The following is an 18,892-nucleotide window of genomic DNA, read 5'->3' as shown; positions in this document are numbered from 1 at the left end:
ATTAAAACCCAATGAATGCTTAGATTTCAAAATCATCTTTTAATGACTGATAAATATTAAAATTTTCATCATCAAAACAAACAAAAATTACTTCTTGGACTGACTGACTTTGTTTTAACTCGTCATTAATCACTTTAAACGCGATTTGAGCAGCAAGCTGTTTAGGAAACCGATAAATTCCTGTTGAAATATTTGGAAAGGCAATTGTTTTTAAACCCAGAAGATCAGCGAGTTTAAAACTATTACGATAAGCATTTTCTAATAAAATTGGTTCGTTCTTCTCACCATTTAACCATGTTGGTCCAACAGTATGAATCACATATTTTGCTGGTAAATTTCCTGCGGTGGTTATCACCGCTTCACCTACTGCACAACCACCCTGTTTGGCACGGATTTTTTGACACTCTGCCAAAATCGCGACACCTCCACGACGATGAATTGCTCCATCCACCCCACCTCCACCTAAAAGCGAGGTATTTGCTGCATTGATGATAGCATCCACTGCAATTTGGGTAATATCTCCCTTAAGTATGCCTATCTGTTTCAACATGGTCTCCTGATCAAAATATTTATTTATCTATACACAAAAAGGCTGTGCTTTATCTTTTAGATTTAAAGTCGTAAAACCGACTTCATGTTACACTGCTTCAAAATTCAATATCATTCATATTTCTAGTTTATGAGCCAACAATCGTCTTATATTCCTGGTGAGTTTCAATGGGAATTTTTACTCCCTAAGTATTGGAAAATCTGGATCGCCATCACTTTTCTCATGCTCTTAGCAATCTTACCTTGGGCAATTCAATGGCGCTTGGCACATGGCTTAGCCTCATTATGCTGGCACTTGCTCAAATCACGTCGAAAAACCACAATCAGAAATCTGGAAGTTTGCTTCCCTGAATGGTCTCCTGTTGAGGTTGAAGCACAAGCAAAACAAGTGTTTGTCGACATGATGTTGGGGGTATTTGAAACATTAAATGCTTGGTATTGTCCAAATTGGTTTAAAGGACGCCATAGTATTGAAGGTCTAGAGCACATCAACTCAGCCAAAGCTCAAGGCAAAGGTATCTTATTGCTAGGTACACACAGTACTTTATTGGATGCAGGTGGTTATATTTGTGCTCAATATTTTGAGCCTGATGTGGTCTATCGTCCTCAGAATAATCCGATGTTGGATATGCTGATTTATCGTTGTCGCGCAACCATTTATCAACAGCAAATTGATCATGATGATATGCGTGGTTTGGTTCGTCGCTTAAAAGATGGCGGTGCGATTTGGTATAGTCCAGACCAAGATTTTGGCTTAAAACAAGGTGTCATGGCGCCTTTTTTTGGTGTTCCTGCTGCAACTGTTACTGCACATCGTCGTCTATTAAAAATCTCCAAATCTGTTGCAATCCCGCTTTATTTTTATCGTTATGGCGATGTTCGTAATCCACAATACAAAGTTCTGATTGAGCCTATTGTTGAAAATATGCCGAGTGAAAATGAACTCGATGATGCAATTCGGGTGAATAGAATCATTGAAGCTCAATTGCGCATTGCACCAACTCAATGGATGTGGTTTCACCGTAGATTCAAAACCCGAGCAGAAGGTTACGAGAAAATTTATTAAATATAAAAAAAATCTGTGCCTATAGGCACAGATTTTTTTGCTTATTTATTAAGGTAATGGTCGATTTACAAAGATTGTTTTAATATTTGAAGATGATGTGATTCCACCCTCAGCCAATACCGAACGACCATCTAAGAGATGCCATCCAAGTAAACCCTGATGTGTCATACGCTCATCCATCAAACTAGTTGAATCACCACTATCAAGTACACTATCTTCAAACACTTTATATTCTAACGATGTTGCTAAATTCGGCTCTGTACTGTCTTTTTCAAAGACAAACCCCACTTGCCCATTTGGCAATTCAAGTTCAAAACGGTATACAAAACCTTCTGCTTTTTGCGCATTTAAAATCGCTTGAACTTCACTTGCTTTGGCATTCGATGTCGATGCAATCCAGCGATATTGATAAGTTCCGTTATGTGTATTGCTATTACTACACGCAAAAGCAAACTGCGATCCATAAATATATTCCGCAAAGAAAATTCGACAACCCTGACTACCCAATTGGTTTGCCGTTGCCTCCCAAAGAGACTTATCTTTTACTGCCGATTGAGCTACTTCTTTATGAGTTATGGTAAAGATTGCAGTATCACCCATGCGTTTTTCAAAAATATTGTTATAAAGTGATGGATTACCATCTGCAAGTTTCACAACGGCCTGTTGTTTATAAATAAAACCCAAACTCGCTTGTTGAGCAAGCTGTGTTTTCCATAATGTATAACGTGCAGTTGCCGTTGCACCAGCGCCATCCAATACATGGTATTGGTATTTATTAACATTCGTTGCTTCATCTTTGGTATATAAATTGCGGTCATCTCTCGCATCCAGATTTAATTCAAAAGAAGCTGTTGGAGAATCTGTCCGCGTATCAAAATTAGCTAGATTAAGACGATAACCTGCATTTGCTTGCGTATCTAATTGGTTTTGAAGCTTCTGTAAACTTGGTTGCACATCTGCTAGTAGAGTTTTAGAGGTCGATACTATTGCTGCTGGTGCTTTTCTTTGGAAACGTTGAACAGATGATTTTCTCCAACATATTTGAGTTGCATCTAAATTAATGGATTGAACAGTACGGTCAATTTCGCTCCCCACAGGATTAGTAATATTTTCCAACAAACAGAAAGTATTCGCATCTCGAAATGCCACAACCCCCTGCGCACCAGTGGCTGAACTACGAGATCGAATCATCGCTGTATAATATCTAGTTTGATTTACAGTGAATTGATTACCCATATTTTCAACCACAATTCCAGTCGTAGGCCCTCCATCTAGTTCCTGATTTCCCTTCACCATTCCAGCACATTGTGGTTCGGTATATTGTTGGCTATCCACAACCATATCAAAAGAATTCGATCTCGTTTGATAGTTTTCAACTAGCAATCGAAATGCACCCGCACTGAGATTATTACAATATGTAGACTCCCATGTTCCTGCTAAAGCCTGAGCTGGTGTCGGCGTTGGCGTCGGTGTCGGCGTCGGCGTTGGTGTTGGCGTTGGTGTCGGTGTTGGCGTTGGTGTCGGTGTCGGTGTCGGTGTCGGTGTCGGTGTCGGTGTCGGCGTTGGTGTCGGCGTCGGCGTTGGTGTTGGTGTTGGTGTTGGTGTTGGTGTTGGTGTTGGTGTTGGTGTTGGTGTTGGTGTTGGTGTTGGTGTTGGTGAATTATTAGAAGAACTTCCTCCACAACCAACTAAGGCTACACAAGTTACGCTTAACGCAAGTTGAGTCCAAATATTTTTCATGATTTTCACCCTCTGTGTGAATTTTTCACATATTGTACATGTGAAAATTTAACACTTTTCTGCTTGAGTGCAAATATTTTTATGATTAAATTAATAACGGAAGGTCAATTTTTAAAATTAGCGGGCTGCAATATATGGATATTGAAATCAATTTAATAAACCAATTCAAGGCACTACCAGAAAATTGGAATGCTTGGTTATTGGAAAATTTAGAACGTGGCTGTCATCCAGAAGATTTAGCTAAAATTTTGCTACAGGAAGGCCTGATTGAACTTAATCCAGTAAAATTGGATGGCAATATTGAAAATGAGCAAAATTATAATTGGCTAGAACAACTTGTTGCACAAAAGCAAAGTTTTACTCCTAGCAACTTAAATTCCCGACAAAAGAAATGGATTGCTGAAGCAGTACTCGAAGAAAAACCTAAAAATATGATCTACCAAACCCTTAAAGCCCAAGGTTTAAATGAAATTGATATTGCTATTGAGTTAGTCGAGTTAAAACAAAATCCATATTTTCAGATTGCTCAACAACAGCACTTTTTAGTCAAAAAACGAAACTGGTTATTGGATACCTTAGACCGATTTGCGCGCCTCAACCCTAGCTATAAGGAAGTGAAGCGAATTTCTACACCGTATTTTGAGCATTTTGTTGAACATTATTACAGTCGAAATCTGCCTGTACTGCTGACTAATGCTATCGATCATTGGAATGCATTAAAGAAATGGTCGCCTCAATATTTCAAGCAAACAGTAGGACATCAAGAGATTGAAGTTCAGTTTAATCGAGAGCAAGACCCATTATTTGAAAGGAATTCCATTCAACACAAAACGAAAATGAGTATGAACCAATTTGTAGAGTTAGTTGAACAAAATATGCATACTAATAATTTTTATATGACTGCGAATAATGCGAAAGCAAGTCAATCTAGCCTTTCAGAACTGTTCAAAGATATTGGCGATTTCCACAATTATACAAATCACCACCAAGTTCTTGATCGAAGTTTTATTTGGTTTGGACCTAAAGGGGCATTTACTCCTTTGCATCATGATTTAACAAATAATTTTTTGGTTCAGATTTATGGGAGAAAAAAAGTCACATTGATTCCATCGATGCAAGTACCTCATTTATACAACGATGTTGCTGTATTTAGTCAAATTGCAAATCCACACCAACCCAATATTACCGAACAATTCCCAGAGCTAAATGATTGCCTAAAAATTGAATGCATCTTAAATCAAGGAGAATCGCTATTTATCCCAATGGGTTGGTGGCATTGTGTAGAAAGTCTTGATACGTCTATAAGTGTATCTTTTACTCATTTTAATCTTGATAATGGCGGCGCTGAGACATTTCCGCAGCCAACTCACATTGACTGAATTTTAGAAAAACTGACGGTAATTGATTTTAGGTATCTTTATGGCAAAACTAACGAATGAAATGATTCTCCCTACCGAATCATCGCATCAAGATCTTCAAGGCATAATTCCTCAAGATGCGGAGACGACCTTGGAAAGTATTTTCCCGATGATGCAACATATTGCTCGTTGGCTGATTCACTCAGGTGTTGGTTATACTGACTTTGTTGCTGCCTTAAAACCAATCTTTTATGAGCAAGCTATCGCTGAATTAGAACGTATTCAGCAAAATAAAACAGATTCAGCTGTAAGCTTACTCTCAGGATTACATCGAAAAGATGTCAGCGCATTTAGACAACAAGCAGAACAACTCATTACTGATGTTCAACCTACTTTTGCAATTAGTGTTCCTGCCCGTGTTATTGCAAGGTGGATTGCTCTAGATCTACCCCATCAAATTCCTGTTTCTGGTGATGAACACAGCTTTGAGGGATTGGTAAGATATATCTCTACAGAGAAACACCCGCGTTCGATTTTATTTGAATTACAAAGATTAGGCGTCGTTGAGCAAAAAGGCTCTGATGTTATTTTACAACAACATAGTTTTACTCCTGATAATCAAATGCAAGAAAGTAAAGCATTATTTTCTGCAAACTTGACTGATCATCTTGCAGCAGGCGTCGACAACTTTATTAGTGAAAAAACCTTTACTCATCTTGAACAAGCTGTCCACGCAGAGAAATTAACGCTTAAATCAATTGAAAGCTTACGACAACTCAGTATTGAGCTTTGGCAAAACATGGCCAAGCAACTTCTTAATGCAGCGATTATGTGCTGTGAACAAGACCAAAATCAGAATGATGCTACATATCAGTTCCGTTTAGGTATTTATCAATACGATAAGCAAATTAGACTCCAGATACCTTATCAATATAAAGGTAAATAACAATGAAAAAATTCTCGTTATCTGTATTCCTTTGTAGCCTCACAATTTCCTTAGTCGCTTGTGGTGAAAACTTTCTCGCTTCAAATGTCAGCTTAGGTGGAAGTGGTTCGGGTGCACAAAAACCCGTACCAGGCAGTAACGACAATTCTTCAAACCCATCGACAGGTGATGGTGATGAAACATATGAGTATGTTGCAAAAATCCCTGCTGACATTCAAAGCATATGTTCAGGTGTAGAGCGTCATATGCGGTTTGTTGAAGCAGAAAGTAAATTGCCTATTCCTGCAGATACACTTCGTTCGCTATCAATTTCACCATTACAAATTGAAATCCATAATACAACGCCCAACTATATTTATGAGATGATCCCTAATTGTCGTCCTGTTGACTTCAAAATTGGCAGCATGAATATAGAAGCGAGCCAATCGTTCAAATGTGTTAGCGAGCAAAATAGTATTCAAGTCCTTAAGCCATTTGAAACACGTACTTATGAAATTGATCTAAAATTCGCTATTACACAAGAACCTATTACTATAAGTTACTATGCATTTTATAGTACTGAACTACCATCGTCTGACACCATTTGGGACAAATGTGGTACAACTCAAACAACGGTATTGATGTATAAACGGCGTGTGCCAAAAACTGAAGACAATGATACATCCCTTCCCCCTATTGAACTTCCAAGCGAAGCAGAGCCACCTCAATAAGTGAGATAGTGGGTTTGAAAATCAAACGAAATGGGATTAAATGATAGAAAAAAATAGTCAAATTAAAACCCGAGTTTCGCATCCTGCAAAACTCGGGCAAATGAGGTTGTGCTTTCACGTCATTTTTATTATCTTGCTTCCATCGCATGCATCATATCCTTGATGCGTTTTCCATCTCAGCGTCGCTATCCTTAATCGGAAATCCTTTCCTGCGTCCTTGTGCTGATGTATTTAGAATAAACCTTTTGATCAAACTCGACTATTCGCCGTAGACTTAAATCAATGTACGATATTGCTTACATCACGATATTTGCCATTTCATTCTATTGAGTCACTTATAAGGCTGAGCCAATTCATCTACAACTTGTTTGTGCTCTTGTTCTGCTTTTTCTATACCATCCCGAATCGCCTCTTCAGCCTCTTGTTCATCTTCAGCGCTTTGTTCTAGTTCTTCCTGCTGTTGCTCAAAAATACGACCCGTCTGTAAAACGACATAAATTGGAAAATGATCAGAACCTATATGAGATAAACGTTTCATTTCCACTAAGCCAAAGTCAGTACTATGAAAGATATGGTCTAAAGACCAACGTAAAAGCCGATAATCTGCGTGGAAAGTATTCATGAAATAGCGACCTACCCGTGGATCTAGCAAACCACTGATTCGTTGAAATAATCGCGTGGTGCGTGACCATGCCACATCATTAAGATCCCCCATGACAATACAACTTTCATCCAAATCTTTTATTCGATCGCCAATAATTAAAAGCTCAGCATCTCTTAAAGTTGAATCTTTGGCTTCAGTTGGGCTCGGTGGTTTAGGGTGCAAACAATATAACTGTACTTGGATACCTGAACGTAATGTTACCGAGGCGTGTATAGATGGAATTTCATCGCTTAAAATAAATTTAATTTCAGAATCATCTAAACGTAAACGGCTATACAAATGCATGCCATATAAATTATCTAATGGCACTGCAACACGATAAGGATATTGTTTTTCTATAGGGTGTAATGCATCTTGCCAATTCTGATCCGACTCTAATGTCAGTACTAGATCTGGTTGTAAATCATCAATATGTTTCAACAATAAATCATATTGATGATTAGGTGTAAGCACATTAGCAACTAACAAAGAAATTTGCTGTTCTGGATTTAATTGCTCTTGTTTCACTTGCTGAACTTGTTTACGCCATATTGGCGTGTAAGGCAAAACCATTTTTAATTGGAATGCGACCGCTGCGATAAGCCCCAAAAGCAGTACTTCTCGCGTTAAAGTCCATTCTGTTTGCATAAATAGCAAACCCAATAAGGCGATTATTCCTATTGCCAATATTTGCAAACGAGGAAAATCTGCACCGCGAAACCACCATTCATCACGAGGAATCAAGGACCATAGGCTCAGCCAAATAACCAGTACCGCACAAAATTCGATCCATATCATGTTAATTGTACTCTTAGGGTTATCTTGGATTTTTTAAAGAAGTTATAGCTTTATCAATTTTTTATCTAATACAAACAAGTTATTCCACTCAATAAAATTATCGTTTTATTTACGTAAAGCTTGCAGTTGTGGTCGCTTTTGATACACTCAAACCCCCTTTAAAGTTTTTTAGATACCGAGGCACAATGACATGAAAGTAGGTCTGGTCGGTTGGCGTGGGATGGTTGGTTCTGTCCTCATGCAACGTATGGTTGAAGAGAATGATTTTGCTCACATTGAGCCATTCTATTTTTCTACCAGTAATGCAGGTGGCGAAGCACCTTCATTTGGTGGTAAGACTGCACCAGCACTTATGGATGCGTCAGACATTAACAGTCTGAAGCAAATGGATGTCATTTTAACCTGTCAAGGTGGTGATTATACATCTGAAATTTTCCCTAAGCTAAAAGCTGAAGGTTGGGATGGTTACTGGATTGATGCTGCCTCTACACTACGTATGGCAGATGATGCGATCATCGTACTTGATCCAGTCAATTTAAACGTGATTAAAGATGGTTTAGTCAACGGCACTAAAACTTTCGTTGGCGGTAACTGTACAGTTTCTTTAATGTTGATGGGTTTAGGCTCTCTGTTCCAAAATAATTTAGTGGAATGGGCAACTTCGATGACTTATCAAGCAGCTTCTGGTGCGGGCGCGCAAAACATGCGTGAATTGATCACTGGAATGGGCTATTTATATAACAATACTAAAACGTTATTGGATGATCCAAAATCTGCAATTCTTGATATTGACCGTCAAATTGCCGAGTTGCAACGTGGTGAAGGTTTTCCAAAGTCTAACTTTGGTGTGCCATTAGCAGGTTCATTGATCCCATATATCGATAAACAGCTTGAAAGTGGTCAATCAAAAGAGGAATGGAAAGGTCAAGTTGAAACTAACAAGATCTTAGGCAATCAACAGATTGTTCCAATTGATGGTCATTGTGTTCGTATTGGTGCAATGCGTTGTCACTCTCAAGCCATTACTTTGAAGTTGAAAAAAGATGTAGCGCTTGATGAAATCGAAGATATGATTCGTCAATCAAGCCAATGGGCGAAAGTGGTTCCAAATACCCGTGAAGCCTCTATGACTGACCTTACTCCTGTTGCTGTGACTGGTACTTTAACAGTTCCAGTTGGTCGTTTACGTAAGCTCAATATGGGTAAAGAGTATTTAGGCGCATTCACTGTGGGTGACCAATTACTTTGGGGTGCTGCTGAACCTTTACGTCGTATGCTTCGTATTTTGGTTGAATACAAGAACGCTTAAGCAAAAATATTTAAAAAACAAAAGCCGATCACATTTGATCGGCTTTTGTTTTTTATCAAACATGAATATTTTACAATTCATTTACATCACGGTAATGTATACTTTTGAATTGACTAAAACATCACTTTTTCATGGATCGAGATGACTGTTTATAACAAATTAAAAGTTGCCATTTTAGCCATCATTTCTTCGCAACACCTTTATGCGATTACACTCGATCCATTGCAAATCCAATCTGCACCTGGTGAATTACTCTACGCAGAAATGAGTTTTCATCAAGCCGATCCTACCGCAAAATTAGATGTAGGCTTAGCAACACCTGAAGATCTTTTAATGATGGGTGCTGCTCATCAGCCTCCGAGTGGCCTAAATTTTTATACACGTCGCAATTCACAAGGTGAAGGGGTGATTGTTATTACCTCGACACGTCCAATGACAGACAGTGAACTTAATATTATTCTTAAAATACAAGAAAGTGGTGCAGCACATTTAAAGCATATTAAGCAGCCTATAGGACAAAGTTCGAGAGCGATATCCGCTAAAGCAGCTGCAAATGAAAAAACGCTTTCACCTAAATATATTGTCAGTGAAAAAGATATTGCACTCAATTTGCCCGAAAGCACTCGCTTCAGTTCACCAATTGCAACAAATGCAAAAGAGCTTAATTTAAAGCAAGAAAATTTATTAAATGTCTCCTCAGCTTTACCACCAATATTAAATAGCTCACAATCAAAGCAAAGCTCTCCAGTAGCAATATCCGTTGTTACAACGCCGATGTCGAACCAGAATCAGGACACTGTAACTGCAAAAATTAGCCCTAAAATCGAAACAAATAATATAAATACGACTGCACCAGTAAAAATTGAATCAAATCCAACTCCAACCATGACTAAACAGCCTATTGTTCAAGTCGCAGCTCAGCCAGTTCAAACTGCGAGTCAACCACCAACACCAATCGAAAAAGAATCAAAACCACTTGACACAAAACCAGTTGAACCAAAAGAAAAAATTAAAAAACAACAATCTACGCAAAATACACAACAGGTTAAAAAGAAAGTACCAGCCACAAATAGTAACTCCATGACTGCATCTAATAACTCAGCTCAACAGCATGTCGTGCAGCGTAACGAATCTTTGTGGAGTATTGCGCAACAAATCGCATCACAAACACAACAGCCTGTTGCTAAAGTTATGAATCAGATCAAAGCACAGAATGAGCATGCTTTTATTGGTGGTAATGCAAATCGTTTAAGACAAGGGTCTCGTTTAAATTTCAATCTAAATACAACACCATCTCGTCAAAATACAGCAATAAACCAAATAGCAGCACAGACAACACATCCTCGATCAGGTCAAGCCAAATATCGCCTGCAGCAAGCGGAAATGTCACTGGTCGCTGAAAGTAACCAAGATTCAAGCAATGGAAGTGCGAAAAAAGACACATTACAGCAAAAAACCAGTGCAGATTTATCATTAAAAGTTATGACAGCACGAGAAAAAACCGTTACATTACAAAGAAACGTAACACAGTTAGAATTGGCATTACGTAACAAGGAACAACGTATTCAGCTATTAAATGCTCGGCTTGCAGAGTTACAAGACCAGTTGAAAGTGCAGCAGGAAACTAAAAAGCCAACACGCTAGGTTACGAGAAGATTCTCATAAATTTGCAACAAAGCGGCTCTATCTTTAAGGGGTATAGATCATGTCAACTATAATAATTGTACTGCTAATCGTCGTATTAGTTGTTGCAATCGTTTTAAAAAAACGCAGTGACAACCAAACTACTGCAACATCTAAAAAAGGTGCTACAGCAAAATCAGCGAAGAAAGCAGCTACAACTAAAACTTCACGTACGACATTAGCACGTGAAGAACAAGAATCTGTTCCAGCCGCCGCAACCGCGATTCCAGAGTCTTTACGCCAGAAAATTGAACAGCAAATTCAAAGCGGCAATTATCAAAGCGCAGAAGCACAAATCAATCAGATTTTAAAACAAGATAACTCCCAACATGAGTTATATTTATTTCTCCTTGATATTCACTTAGCTCAAAAAGATGATTTTGCAATTGATCAATTGATCAAACATATTCATGCTTTGAAACTTGATGATATTGCTCAAGCTGCTGAAGCAAAACAACGTGAATATGAAAAAAATAAACAACCTGATGCAATTGAGTTCAGTTCAAGCTCAAGTCATTTCCAGCAAACCAGTACACCAGATACTTTAGCAAAAGAGCAAAACAACGCAGATTTTGACGCATTAGCAGCATCAAAAACGTCACAATCATTTGATGACTTACAATCTGGATATGTTGCACCAGCAGAAGAAGCTAAACCAGTTGAACCAGTCCCAGAAGTTCAGCCATTAGATTTTAATTTTTCCTTCGAGAAAAAAGAAACAACTGAAGTTGCGCCAACAATCGAGCAACAAGAGAATAAAGAGCCTGCTCCTTTAGAATTCTCATTCAATTTAGATGCTGCACCTGCAACTCCTCCTGTAGTTGAAGAAGCAAAGCCTGAATTAGATTTCAATTTTTCAAACTTAGAAGTTACAGAACAAAAAACTGAAGCAGCACCAACATTAGATTTTAGTTTTGAACCAACAGAAAACAAGCAAGTTGAAGTTACAGAAGCAGTTACGGAATCAGTTGTTGAACTTGAACCTGTTCAAACCTCGCCTCAAACTACATCTGTTGCAATCAATGACCCTCTTGTACAATCATTTCCTGATTTACAACAACTTGATGAAGCACAGCTCAATCTAGAACTTGCTGAGCAATATATTGAATTAGGCGCTTATGATTCTGCACGTGAATTATTAAAAAATAGCCCATCATTTAATGCAGAGCAACAACAACATTCACAAAGTTTACTGAATAAAATAGCTTCCTGAATTTGATCGGTCTAATATAAGCAGTCTCTCAGACTGCTTTTTTTATGATGAAAAAAATCGCTTTAATTTATATGGGTGGGACGTTTGGTTGCGTTGGCGAACCATTGATGCCGATGCCAGAACAGGATTTTTTACCTTTACTTGCTAAGATCATTCCACCTCATTTACAGGTCGAATGCTTCGCTGCGCCTAGTATCAAAGACAGTAGTGCCTGCACCGCAACGGATTGGCTAAAGTTGGTACAACAAATCCAGCAATTGCAACTCAATAGTTTTCAACATTTTGTCATTATTCATGGGACAGACACATTAAGTTACGCTGCAGCAACACTTGCTCGTTTCTTGGGACATTCTTGTCATGCCATCATTACAGGTAGCCAATACCCATTATTGAATGTTGAAGGCAATGATACCCGTGAATTTACAGATGCCACAGGCAACCTATATTTAGCATTAGAGCAAGTCCTTACTTTGCCAACTGGTGTTTATCTGGCGTTCCATGAACAAGTTTTTCACGCACAAACGACCTTAAAAGCGCATACCACTGAATTGGATGCTTTTGTTGGTGTTAAAGCAAATCAAAGTTGTCAAACCACAGCAGATTCTCTTGTTATTCAAAATGAATATATTCTGAAAGCAACTGAACTCTGCATCTTAAATTTGATGTTGCAGCCGATTGCAAAAGAACAACTCATTCTACAATTAAAAAATATTCTGCTTAACCCACCAAATTTCTTGATTCTACAAGGATTTGGCACAGGCAATATTGCAGTAAATGACGAAATTCTGATGCTGTTTGAGCAACTGTATCAAAAAAAATGTCTGCCTATTATCAGCACCCAAGTGACCTTTGGGCAACTAGATCAACGTTATGCCGTCAGTTCATGGATTCAATCTGCCAAAGTTTTAATCAATGATTGCCATAGCCATGCTGATTTATATGCAAAAGTCTTGCAAATCTATTTAAAATATCCGAGCCACGAACAATGGTTCGCGAATTGGCATCAGCATTAATATTTGAGGTTAAAACATGCAACGTTATGCAATCGGTATTGAATTTTGTGGCACACAATACCGTGGTTGGCAAACCCAGCAGGCTGGCGTTGTAACTGTTCAAGAAACCATCGAGAAAGTGCTGAGCCGTATTGCTAATGAGCCTATTATTTTGCATGGTGCTGGACGAACTGATGCTGGTGTACATGCAACCAATATGGTAGCTCATTTCGACACCGAAGCCATTCGCCCAGAACAAGGTTGGATTCGTGGTGCCAACAGCCAACTTCCAAAAGATATTTCAATTCAATGGATTAAATGCATGGATGAGAACTTCCATGCACGGTTCAAAGCCACTGCACGACGTTATCGTTATGTCGTCTATAACGCACCCACCCGTCCTGCACTATTGTTTAAACAAGTCACTCATCTTTATCAAAAATTAGATGTACCGAAGATGATTGTCGCTGCATCCAAATTTGAGGGAACGCATAATTTTGAGACTTTCCGAGCTGCTGCATGTCAATCCAACCAACCCATACGTCATGTAAAACACTGCCGTCTATTTGAGCATGGACGCTATTTAGTATTAGATATTCAAGCCGATGGATTTTTACATCATATGGTACGGAATATCATGGGATGTTTACTAGAAATCGGACAAGGTATGTATGAGATTAATCATATCGATACCATGTTTGCCGCAGAAGACCGTACAGCTGCAGGCATCACCGCCCCACCTGATGGTTTATATTTTATTCAGTCCTATTATCCTGATGAGTTTGATTTACCACAGCTGCCTTTAGGTCCCCAATGGTTAAATCTGCCTGAATAAAAAAAGCCTTATCGAGAGATAAGGCTTTTTTCTTAAAAAATTAACGCTGTTTACGCTTACGATATTCGACAGGGGTTTCATTCGTCCAACGCTTAAATGCACGATAGAACGTACTTGGTTCAGAAAAACCCGTTAAATACACAATTCTTTCTACACTTTCATTGGTATTCGCCAATAATTTCTTCGCTAGACGGCAACGATAATCTGAAAGGATTTGCTGGAAGCTCGTATTCGCCTCGCTGAGCTGTGTTCTTAAGCGGCGTGGAGTGATGCTTAATTGCGCTGCAACCGTTTCCAAAGTAGTTTCACCACTTTCTAAAGTTGAACCAATGGCACGGCGAACTTCACCAACCAAATCATACCGCGCAAGCTCTTGTAATTTCTCAATCGCTAGTTGTTCATGTAATTGTAGTAGTTCTGGTTCAGCTTGCCACAATGGGTAATCAAGTACTGCAACATCAAAATAAAGACGTGTCGCTTTTTGTCCTAAGCTAACAGGGCAACCATACACTCGGAAATATTCATCATCATCAGCACCATCACTAAAATTAAAGTCGATGTAAATTGGCTGAAACTGACCTTCAGTAATAAATTTAAAGAAACGTAATATGCCTGACATAGCACATTCTGAGAAATGGCGATTGACTAAATTATCTGACCAAAACTGTTCACCGTTGGTAAGATAACAACGACCATCTTCAACTACGAGTTTTGCATCAAAAGCATCACTGATCAGACGCTGATAAGCTAAAGCTCGTTTTAGACCCTCACCAAATGTTTCACTACTAATAAATAGATGCTCAATCACCTGGCCACGATAGAGTGGTAAATGCTCACCTAAATGCAATCCAATATCAGGATCATTGCTGACTTCCTGTGCAGCAATCCAAAATGCATTTTGCGCACTTAATGGCGTTCGGGCATTGGTATCAATTTGATTTAGCGCTACCCCTGCTTTTGTTAGAATCTCTTCAGTTGGCAATCCTGCTTTACGAATTGCCTGATAACCAAAGCGCAATACAACTGATGCATCTGTTAACTGACCCACGCAGTGCCCTTCCCTGTAGATACGTTCTTGTAACAATAACAACAATTTTAGATTAACGTTGATTGACCAAACTGACAACAATATTCTGCTTCTTTTGTTAAAAAAAATTGTCAATTGTCCGACAGTTTTTATTAATAAAGATCTAAAAGGTTTACATAAGCTCCACCTTGTAAAATTCAAATAAATTGACTATAATTTGCCCCTTTCCAATTTGATCATCAGGTAGGCTATGGCCAATAAAGAGGAACTCATTGAGTTCGAAGGCGTTGTCACCGAAACGCTTCCTAATACGATGTTCCGTGTACGTTTAGAAAACGGTCACGAAGTTATTGCTCACATTTCTGGTAAAATGCGCAAACACTATATCCGTATTTTGACGGGTGACAGTGTAAAAGTAGAAATGACACCTTATGACTTAACAAAGGGTCGTATCACTTATCGCGCGCGCTAAGAGATTCGTGAATGCAAAAAAGCCACATTTTGTTTGTGGCTTTTTTTATGCTTGATTCTTATTACTCACTCAAACGTGTTGTTTTACATCCTACCGTTTGACACTCACGCAATCTTTCCTCTAACCAATGATTACGCTCTTGTGTCGTCGTAAGTCTACATTGCACGCTTACGCTATTTTTTTGATCATCAGTACATTCTGCATCTCGATGATGAATCCATGCGAGCTGGGACTTTTTAAGAATCTTTTGTTGTGTCTCATTGAGTTGGTGACGTAATTGCTGGTAATTTTTATTTAAATCAGCATCAGCACTCGCATAAATTTTATTCGTGCAATAAATATCATCATACGTATTGCGTGCCTTATCACAATTATCTGCATGACTGAATGTTGCTAAAGCGCCACACATCAGTCCAAATATAAATTTGTGCATCAAGTTTTCTCAATCGCTTAATTTGCTATCTATCTAAGCATATTTGAACTAAATTGAATATTGCCTAAAAATAGACTAGTTTGTATATTTTTGTCTTTACTTTGTACTAATATTCGAATATATCAATTCAAACCAAAGAATACATCCCAGGAAAATCTTCTATATGAATTATAAATATCTAATCATCTTTTTTTATTTTACAAGCTTGTACAACGCCGGGATGGCAATCAGTTAAACTTCAAGACTACTTAGAGCCTTATATTGGTCAGTCCGCAGATCATATTCAGCAAAACCTTAATCTTAGAAGCTTAGGATTTCAAACCTTAAAGCAAGCTCAAAAAACCAACCAAGATTTAACATTTACTGTTCTTCGTCCAATAAGCATCCCCATTCCTCAAGATATGGGAACCTCAATTAATGGTTCTCGAATATCATCAGGTGTTACTTATAGTCAATCCTATGACGTTAAGTTTTATTGTCACATCATTTTTGAGCTAGACCAACAACAAATTGCTCGCTCTATTCGCTATGAAGGCAAGGCTTGTTAGTTCGCCTATATACATTAAGTTATAAAAAAACGCAGCCCAAGCTGCGTTTTTAATTGGCTATAACACTTAGTTTAGTGCTGAAACTACAGCTTCACCCATAGCATCTGTACCAACTTTTGTCATGCCTTCAGACATAATATCTGCTGTACGCAAACCTTGATCTAATACTTGACCTACAGCATCTTCAATTGCTTTTGCTGCAGCTTCTTCACGGAAGGTATAACGTAACATCATCGCAACTGAAAGAATAGTTGCCAATGGATTAGCAACATTTTGACCAGCAATATCTGGTGCAGAACCATGACATGGCTCATACATGCCTTTGCCATTTTCATCTAAAGATGCAGAAGGCAACATGCCGATCGAACCTGTCAACATTGCTGCTTCATCAGATAAGATATCACCAAATAAATTACCTGTGACGATCACATCAAACTGCTTTGGTGCACGCACTAACTGCATCGCAGCATTGTCAACATACATATGTGAGAGTTGAATGTTTGAATATTGTGCTTGCTGTAAATCAGTAACCGTTTGCTTCCACAATTCAGTCACTTCCAATACATTGGCTTTATCAACCGAGCATACTTTGCCACCGCGCAAGCCTGCTAGCTCAAATGCAACTTTGGCAATACGCTTGATTTCACTTTCTGAATAAACATCAGTGTTATAACCTTGTTTTTCGCCATTTTCTAATTCGCGAATACCACGTGGTTGACCAAAGTAGATCCCCCCCGTTAATTCACGAACAATTAGGATATCCAAACCAGCAACGATTTCTGGCTTTAAACTAGAAGCATCAGCCAATTGTGGGTAAAGAAGCGCTGGACGTAAATTTGCAAATAAATTCAATTCGCTACGAATTTTAAGCAAACCACGTTCTGGACGAATCGAACGTTCAATGGTATCCCACTTAGGACCACCAACCGCACCTAATAAAATGGCATCAGCATTTTTAGCTTGTTCGCTTGTTACAGCTGGATATGGTTCACCGTGAGCATCAATTGCTGCACCACCCAGTAAACCTTGTTCCCATGTCAAACCTAAATTAAATTTTTGATTCACCTTAGTTAGTACTTGCTCAGCTGCACCAACAATCTCAGGACCGATACCATCGCCTGCTAAAATTAAAATATGTTTAGACATTTATTCTTCCAGTTTCATATATGCAGCTTTCATACTGCAAGCCGATTAAATCTTTTTCTCAACAAATTCACCCAAACCTGTGCTCACATCATATGGGCGACAGAATCGACGAATCGTATGCTGTTCTTGTTGCAAATCCACACATAAAGGTTCAGGTATAGAAACATTTAATAAACTACCCGAACGATATGCACGGTCTCGGTACATTTTAAAGGTATAGCTTTGATGCGGCTTGAACGCATGAATCACATGGAAGGTTTCAGCTCGGTCTGGTGAAATAGGATAAAAGCGAATGACTACTTCATATTGTTTGGCTGGTACATTTAAGTAGACTTGTTGTTTTCTACTAAAAACCGAACCATGCAATCGTACAATCCCTCGCTCCATCGCCTGTTGGCTAATACGGTGCGATTTGGCATCGATCACAGCAATGTCATTGATTCGTTCAAACTCACAATTTTCGACGCCTGAACAATACAAAGTTGCATTTTCCGCTTTATTACCTACTGTATTTTGGGCAATACGAACCTGATCAACCATATTCGTAGAATTCTGACATGCGGTTAATGTCATACCAACACCTAAACACAGCAAAATACTGCGAGCGAGTCTTCTTTTCATTATTCAAGCCCAGTCCTATATCATGCAAACATGCAAGCGAATATATCTACTCGCATGTTAACAAGAGTTCCATGTCTGCGCTATGGCTATATTTAAAATGTACTAAAACATTAAGCTATGTTTATATTGATGAAATATAAATAAAACTTAAGCTTCTATCTCTTGAAACACCCAAGGACGTACTTGTTTTGCCTTGGCTTCAAAAGCGCGAATATCATCTGCCACTTGTAAAGTTAAGCCAATATCATCCAAACCATTTAATAAGCAGTGCTTACGGAATGGATCAATTTCAAATTTAAATGCTTCACCTGTTGGCGTGCGCACTTCCTGAACTTCTAAATCGATGGTCAATTGATAACCCTCGGTTTCAGCACATTCCTTGAATAACTGATCAACAATCTCTTCAGATAAAATCACAGGCAACATGCCATTTTTAAAGCAGTTATTAAAGAAAATATCTGCAAAGCTTGGAGCAATCACCGTACGGAAACCATACTCATTCAAAGCCCAAGGCGCGTGTTCACGACTAGAGCCACAACCAAAGTTAGTACGTGCCAATAAAATCGTTGAACCTTGATAACGCGGTTTATTCAACACAAATTCAGGGTTAATTGGACGTTTGCTAATATCTTGCCCTAAATAGCCTTCATCTAAATAACGCAATTCATCAAATAAGTTATCGCCAAAACCTGTGCGTTTAATTGACTTCAAAAACTGTTTTGGAATGATTAAATCAGTATCAACATTTGCACGATCTAAAGGTGCAACAATACCTTGTTCTACAGTGTATTTTTTCATGATTT

The 18,892-nt window shown here is 38.5% G+C and carries 19 protein-coding genes; 11 read left to right on the top strand and 8 right to left on the bottom strand.

The annotated features are described in order from the left end of the window. Positions 1 to 19: 19 nt before the first annotated feature. Positions 20 to 550, bottom strand: a complete 531-nt coding sequence (locus IEV17_RS12530) for an O-acetyl-ADP-ribose deacetylase (protein WP_004659086.1) — start codon at positions 548 to 550, stop codon at positions 20 to 22. Positions 551 to 679: 129 nt separating this feature from the next. Here IEV17_RS12530 and IEV17_RS12525 point away from each other — a divergent pair, with 129 nt between their 5' ends. Beyond that, positions 680 to 1,615 carry an LpxL/LpxP family acyltransferase gene (locus tag IEV17_RS12525; RefSeq protein ID WP_004659087.1) on the top strand — a complete coding sequence of 312 codons (936 nt, stop codon included), beginning with the start codon at positions 680 to 682 and terminating at the stop codon, positions 1,613 to 1,615. Between the two features lie 48 nt (positions 1,616 to 1,663). Here IEV17_RS12525 and IEV17_RS12520 read toward each other — a convergent pair whose 3' ends face one another. Then, positions 1,664 to 3,355 (bottom strand): PT dipeptide repeat lipoprotein, encoded by a 1,692-nt coding sequence (locus IEV17_RS12520; protein ID WP_004659089.1) that lies wholly within the window; start codon positions 3,353 to 3,355, stop codon positions 1,664 to 1,666. Positions 3,356 to 3,489: 134 nt separating this feature from the next. On the opposite strand from IEV17_RS12520, the gene IEV17_RS12515 reads away from it, so the two are divergent. The 3 genes from IEV17_RS12515 to IEV17_RS12505 are packed head-to-tail and all read left to right on the top strand — an operon-like array spanning position 3,490 to position 6,369. After that, positions 3,490 to 4,734: a cupin-like domain-containing protein gene (locus tag IEV17_RS12515; RefSeq protein WP_004659090.1), complete on the top strand. Its 1,245-nt coding sequence runs from the start codon at positions 3,490 to 3,492 to the stop codon at positions 4,732 to 4,734. A 40-nt stretch (positions 4,735 to 4,774) separates the two neighbouring features. Continuing rightward, on the top strand, positions 4,775 to 5,659 hold the full coding sequence (locus IEV17_RS12510; RefSeq protein ID WP_004659091.1) for a DUF6502 family protein: 885 nt from the start codon (positions 4,775 to 4,777) through the stop codon (positions 5,657 to 5,659). A 2-nt stretch (positions 5,660 to 5,661) separates the two neighbouring features. Further along, positions 5,662 to 6,369 (top strand): hypothetical protein, encoded by a 708-nt coding sequence (locus IEV17_RS12505; RefSeq protein WP_004659094.1) that lies wholly within the window; start codon positions 5,662 to 5,664, stop codon positions 6,367 to 6,369. Between the two features lie 331 nt (positions 6,370 to 6,700). Here IEV17_RS12505 and IEV17_RS12500 read toward each other — a convergent pair whose 3' ends face one another. Beyond that, positions 6,701 to 7,810, bottom strand: coding sequence for an endonuclease/exonuclease/phosphatase family protein (locus IEV17_RS12500; protein WP_004659095.1), 1,110 nt, complete (start codon positions 7,808 to 7,810; stop codon positions 6,701 to 6,703). A gap of 190 nt (positions 7,811 to 8,000) precedes the next feature. Here IEV17_RS12500 and asd point away from each other — a divergent pair, with 190 nt between their 5' ends. The 5 genes from asd to truA all read left to right on the top strand — a co-directional run bounded on the left by asd (position 8,001) and on the right by truA (position 13,842). Next, a complete protein-coding gene (gene asd / locus IEV17_RS12495) occupies positions 8,001 to 9,119 on the top strand; it encodes an aspartate-semialdehyde dehydrogenase (RefSeq protein WP_004659097.1) in 1,119 nt (372 codons plus the stop codon). Positions 9,120 to 9,260: 141 nt separating this feature from the next. Next, positions 9,261 to 10,763, top strand: a complete 1,503-nt coding sequence (locus tag IEV17_RS12490; RefSeq protein ID WP_004659098.1) for a FimV/HubP-related protein — start codon at positions 9,261 to 9,263, stop codon at positions 10,761 to 10,763. Positions 10,764 to 10,824: 61 nt separating this feature from the next. Beyond that, positions 10,825 to 12,015, top strand: a complete 1,191-nt coding sequence (gene fimV / locus IEV17_RS12485; protein WP_004659100.1) for a T4P machinery localization factor FimV — start codon at positions 10,825 to 10,827, stop codon at positions 12,013 to 12,015. Between the two features lie 44 nt (positions 12,016 to 12,059). Next, entirely contained in the window at positions 12,060 to 13,028 is a 969-nt protein-coding gene (locus IEV17_RS12480) for an asparaginase domain-containing protein (protein WP_004659101.1), read from the top strand. Positions 13,029 to 13,044: 16 nt separating this feature from the next. Further along, positions 13,045 to 13,842, top strand: a complete 798-nt coding sequence (truA, locus tag IEV17_RS12475) for a tRNA pseudouridine(38-40) synthase TruA (RefSeq protein ID WP_004659103.1) — start codon at positions 13,045 to 13,047, stop codon at positions 13,840 to 13,842. Between the two features lie 40 nt (positions 13,843 to 13,882). On the opposite strand, the gene IEV17_RS12470 is transcribed toward truA, so the two are convergent. Then, positions 13,883 to 14,890 (bottom strand): AraC family transcriptional regulator, encoded by a 1,008-nt coding sequence (locus IEV17_RS12470; protein ID WP_004659105.1) that lies wholly within the window; start codon positions 14,888 to 14,890, stop codon positions 13,883 to 13,885. A gap of 229 nt (positions 14,891 to 15,119) precedes the next feature. On the opposite strand from IEV17_RS12470, the gene infA reads away from it, so the two are divergent. After that, positions 15,120 to 15,341 (top strand): translation initiation factor IF-1, encoded by a 222-nt coding sequence (infA, locus tag IEV17_RS12465; RefSeq protein ID WP_001284370.1) that lies wholly within the window; start codon positions 15,120 to 15,122, stop codon positions 15,339 to 15,341. A gap of 61 nt (positions 15,342 to 15,402) precedes the next feature. Here infA and IEV17_RS12460 read toward each other — a convergent pair whose 3' ends face one another. Next, positions 15,403 to 15,774 carry a lysozyme inhibitor LprI family protein gene (locus IEV17_RS12460; protein ID WP_004659107.1) on the bottom strand — a complete coding sequence of 124 codons (372 nt, stop codon included), beginning with the start codon at positions 15,772 to 15,774 and terminating at the stop codon, positions 15,403 to 15,405. A 194-nt stretch (positions 15,775 to 15,968) separates the two neighbouring features. Between IEV17_RS12460 and IEV17_RS17230 the strand changes: the two genes are divergently transcribed. After that, positions 15,969 to 16,322: a hypothetical protein gene (locus tag IEV17_RS17230; protein ID WP_081399775.1), complete on the top strand. Its 354-nt coding sequence runs from the start codon at positions 15,969 to 15,971 to the stop codon at positions 16,320 to 16,322. Positions 16,323 to 16,388: 66 nt separating this feature from the next. Here the strand turns inward: IEV17_RS17230 and leuB are convergent, their stop codons facing one another. The 3 genes from leuB to leuD all read right to left on the bottom strand — a co-directional run bounded on the left by leuB (position 16,389) and on the right by leuD (position 18,887). After that, the gene (leuB, locus tag IEV17_RS12455) at positions 16,389 to 17,468 is read right to left on the bottom strand and encodes a 3-isopropylmalate dehydrogenase (RefSeq protein ID WP_004659109.1); all 1,080 of its coding nucleotides are present in this window, start codon (positions 17,466 to 17,468) and stop codon (positions 16,389 to 16,391) included. Between the two features lie 45 nt (positions 17,469 to 17,513). Next, a complete protein-coding gene (locus IEV17_RS12450; RefSeq protein ID WP_004659113.1) occupies positions 17,514 to 18,089 on the bottom strand; it encodes a hypothetical protein in 576 nt (191 codons plus the stop codon). Between the two features lie 147 nt (positions 18,090 to 18,236). Next, positions 18,237 to 18,887 (bottom strand): 3-isopropylmalate dehydratase small subunit, encoded by a 651-nt coding sequence (gene leuD / locus IEV17_RS12445; protein WP_004659114.1) that lies wholly within the window; start codon positions 18,885 to 18,887, stop codon positions 18,237 to 18,239. Positions 18,888 to 18,892 lie beyond the last annotated feature (5 nt).

This window comes from Acinetobacter modestus (assembly GCF_014636095.1).
GTDB classification, from domain to species: Bacteria; Pseudomonadota; Gammaproteobacteria; order Pseudomonadales; family Moraxellaceae; genus Acinetobacter; species Acinetobacter modestus.
The sequence above is the reverse complement of the archived record's forward strand: the minus strand, read 5'-3'. Positions and strand labels throughout refer to the sequence as shown.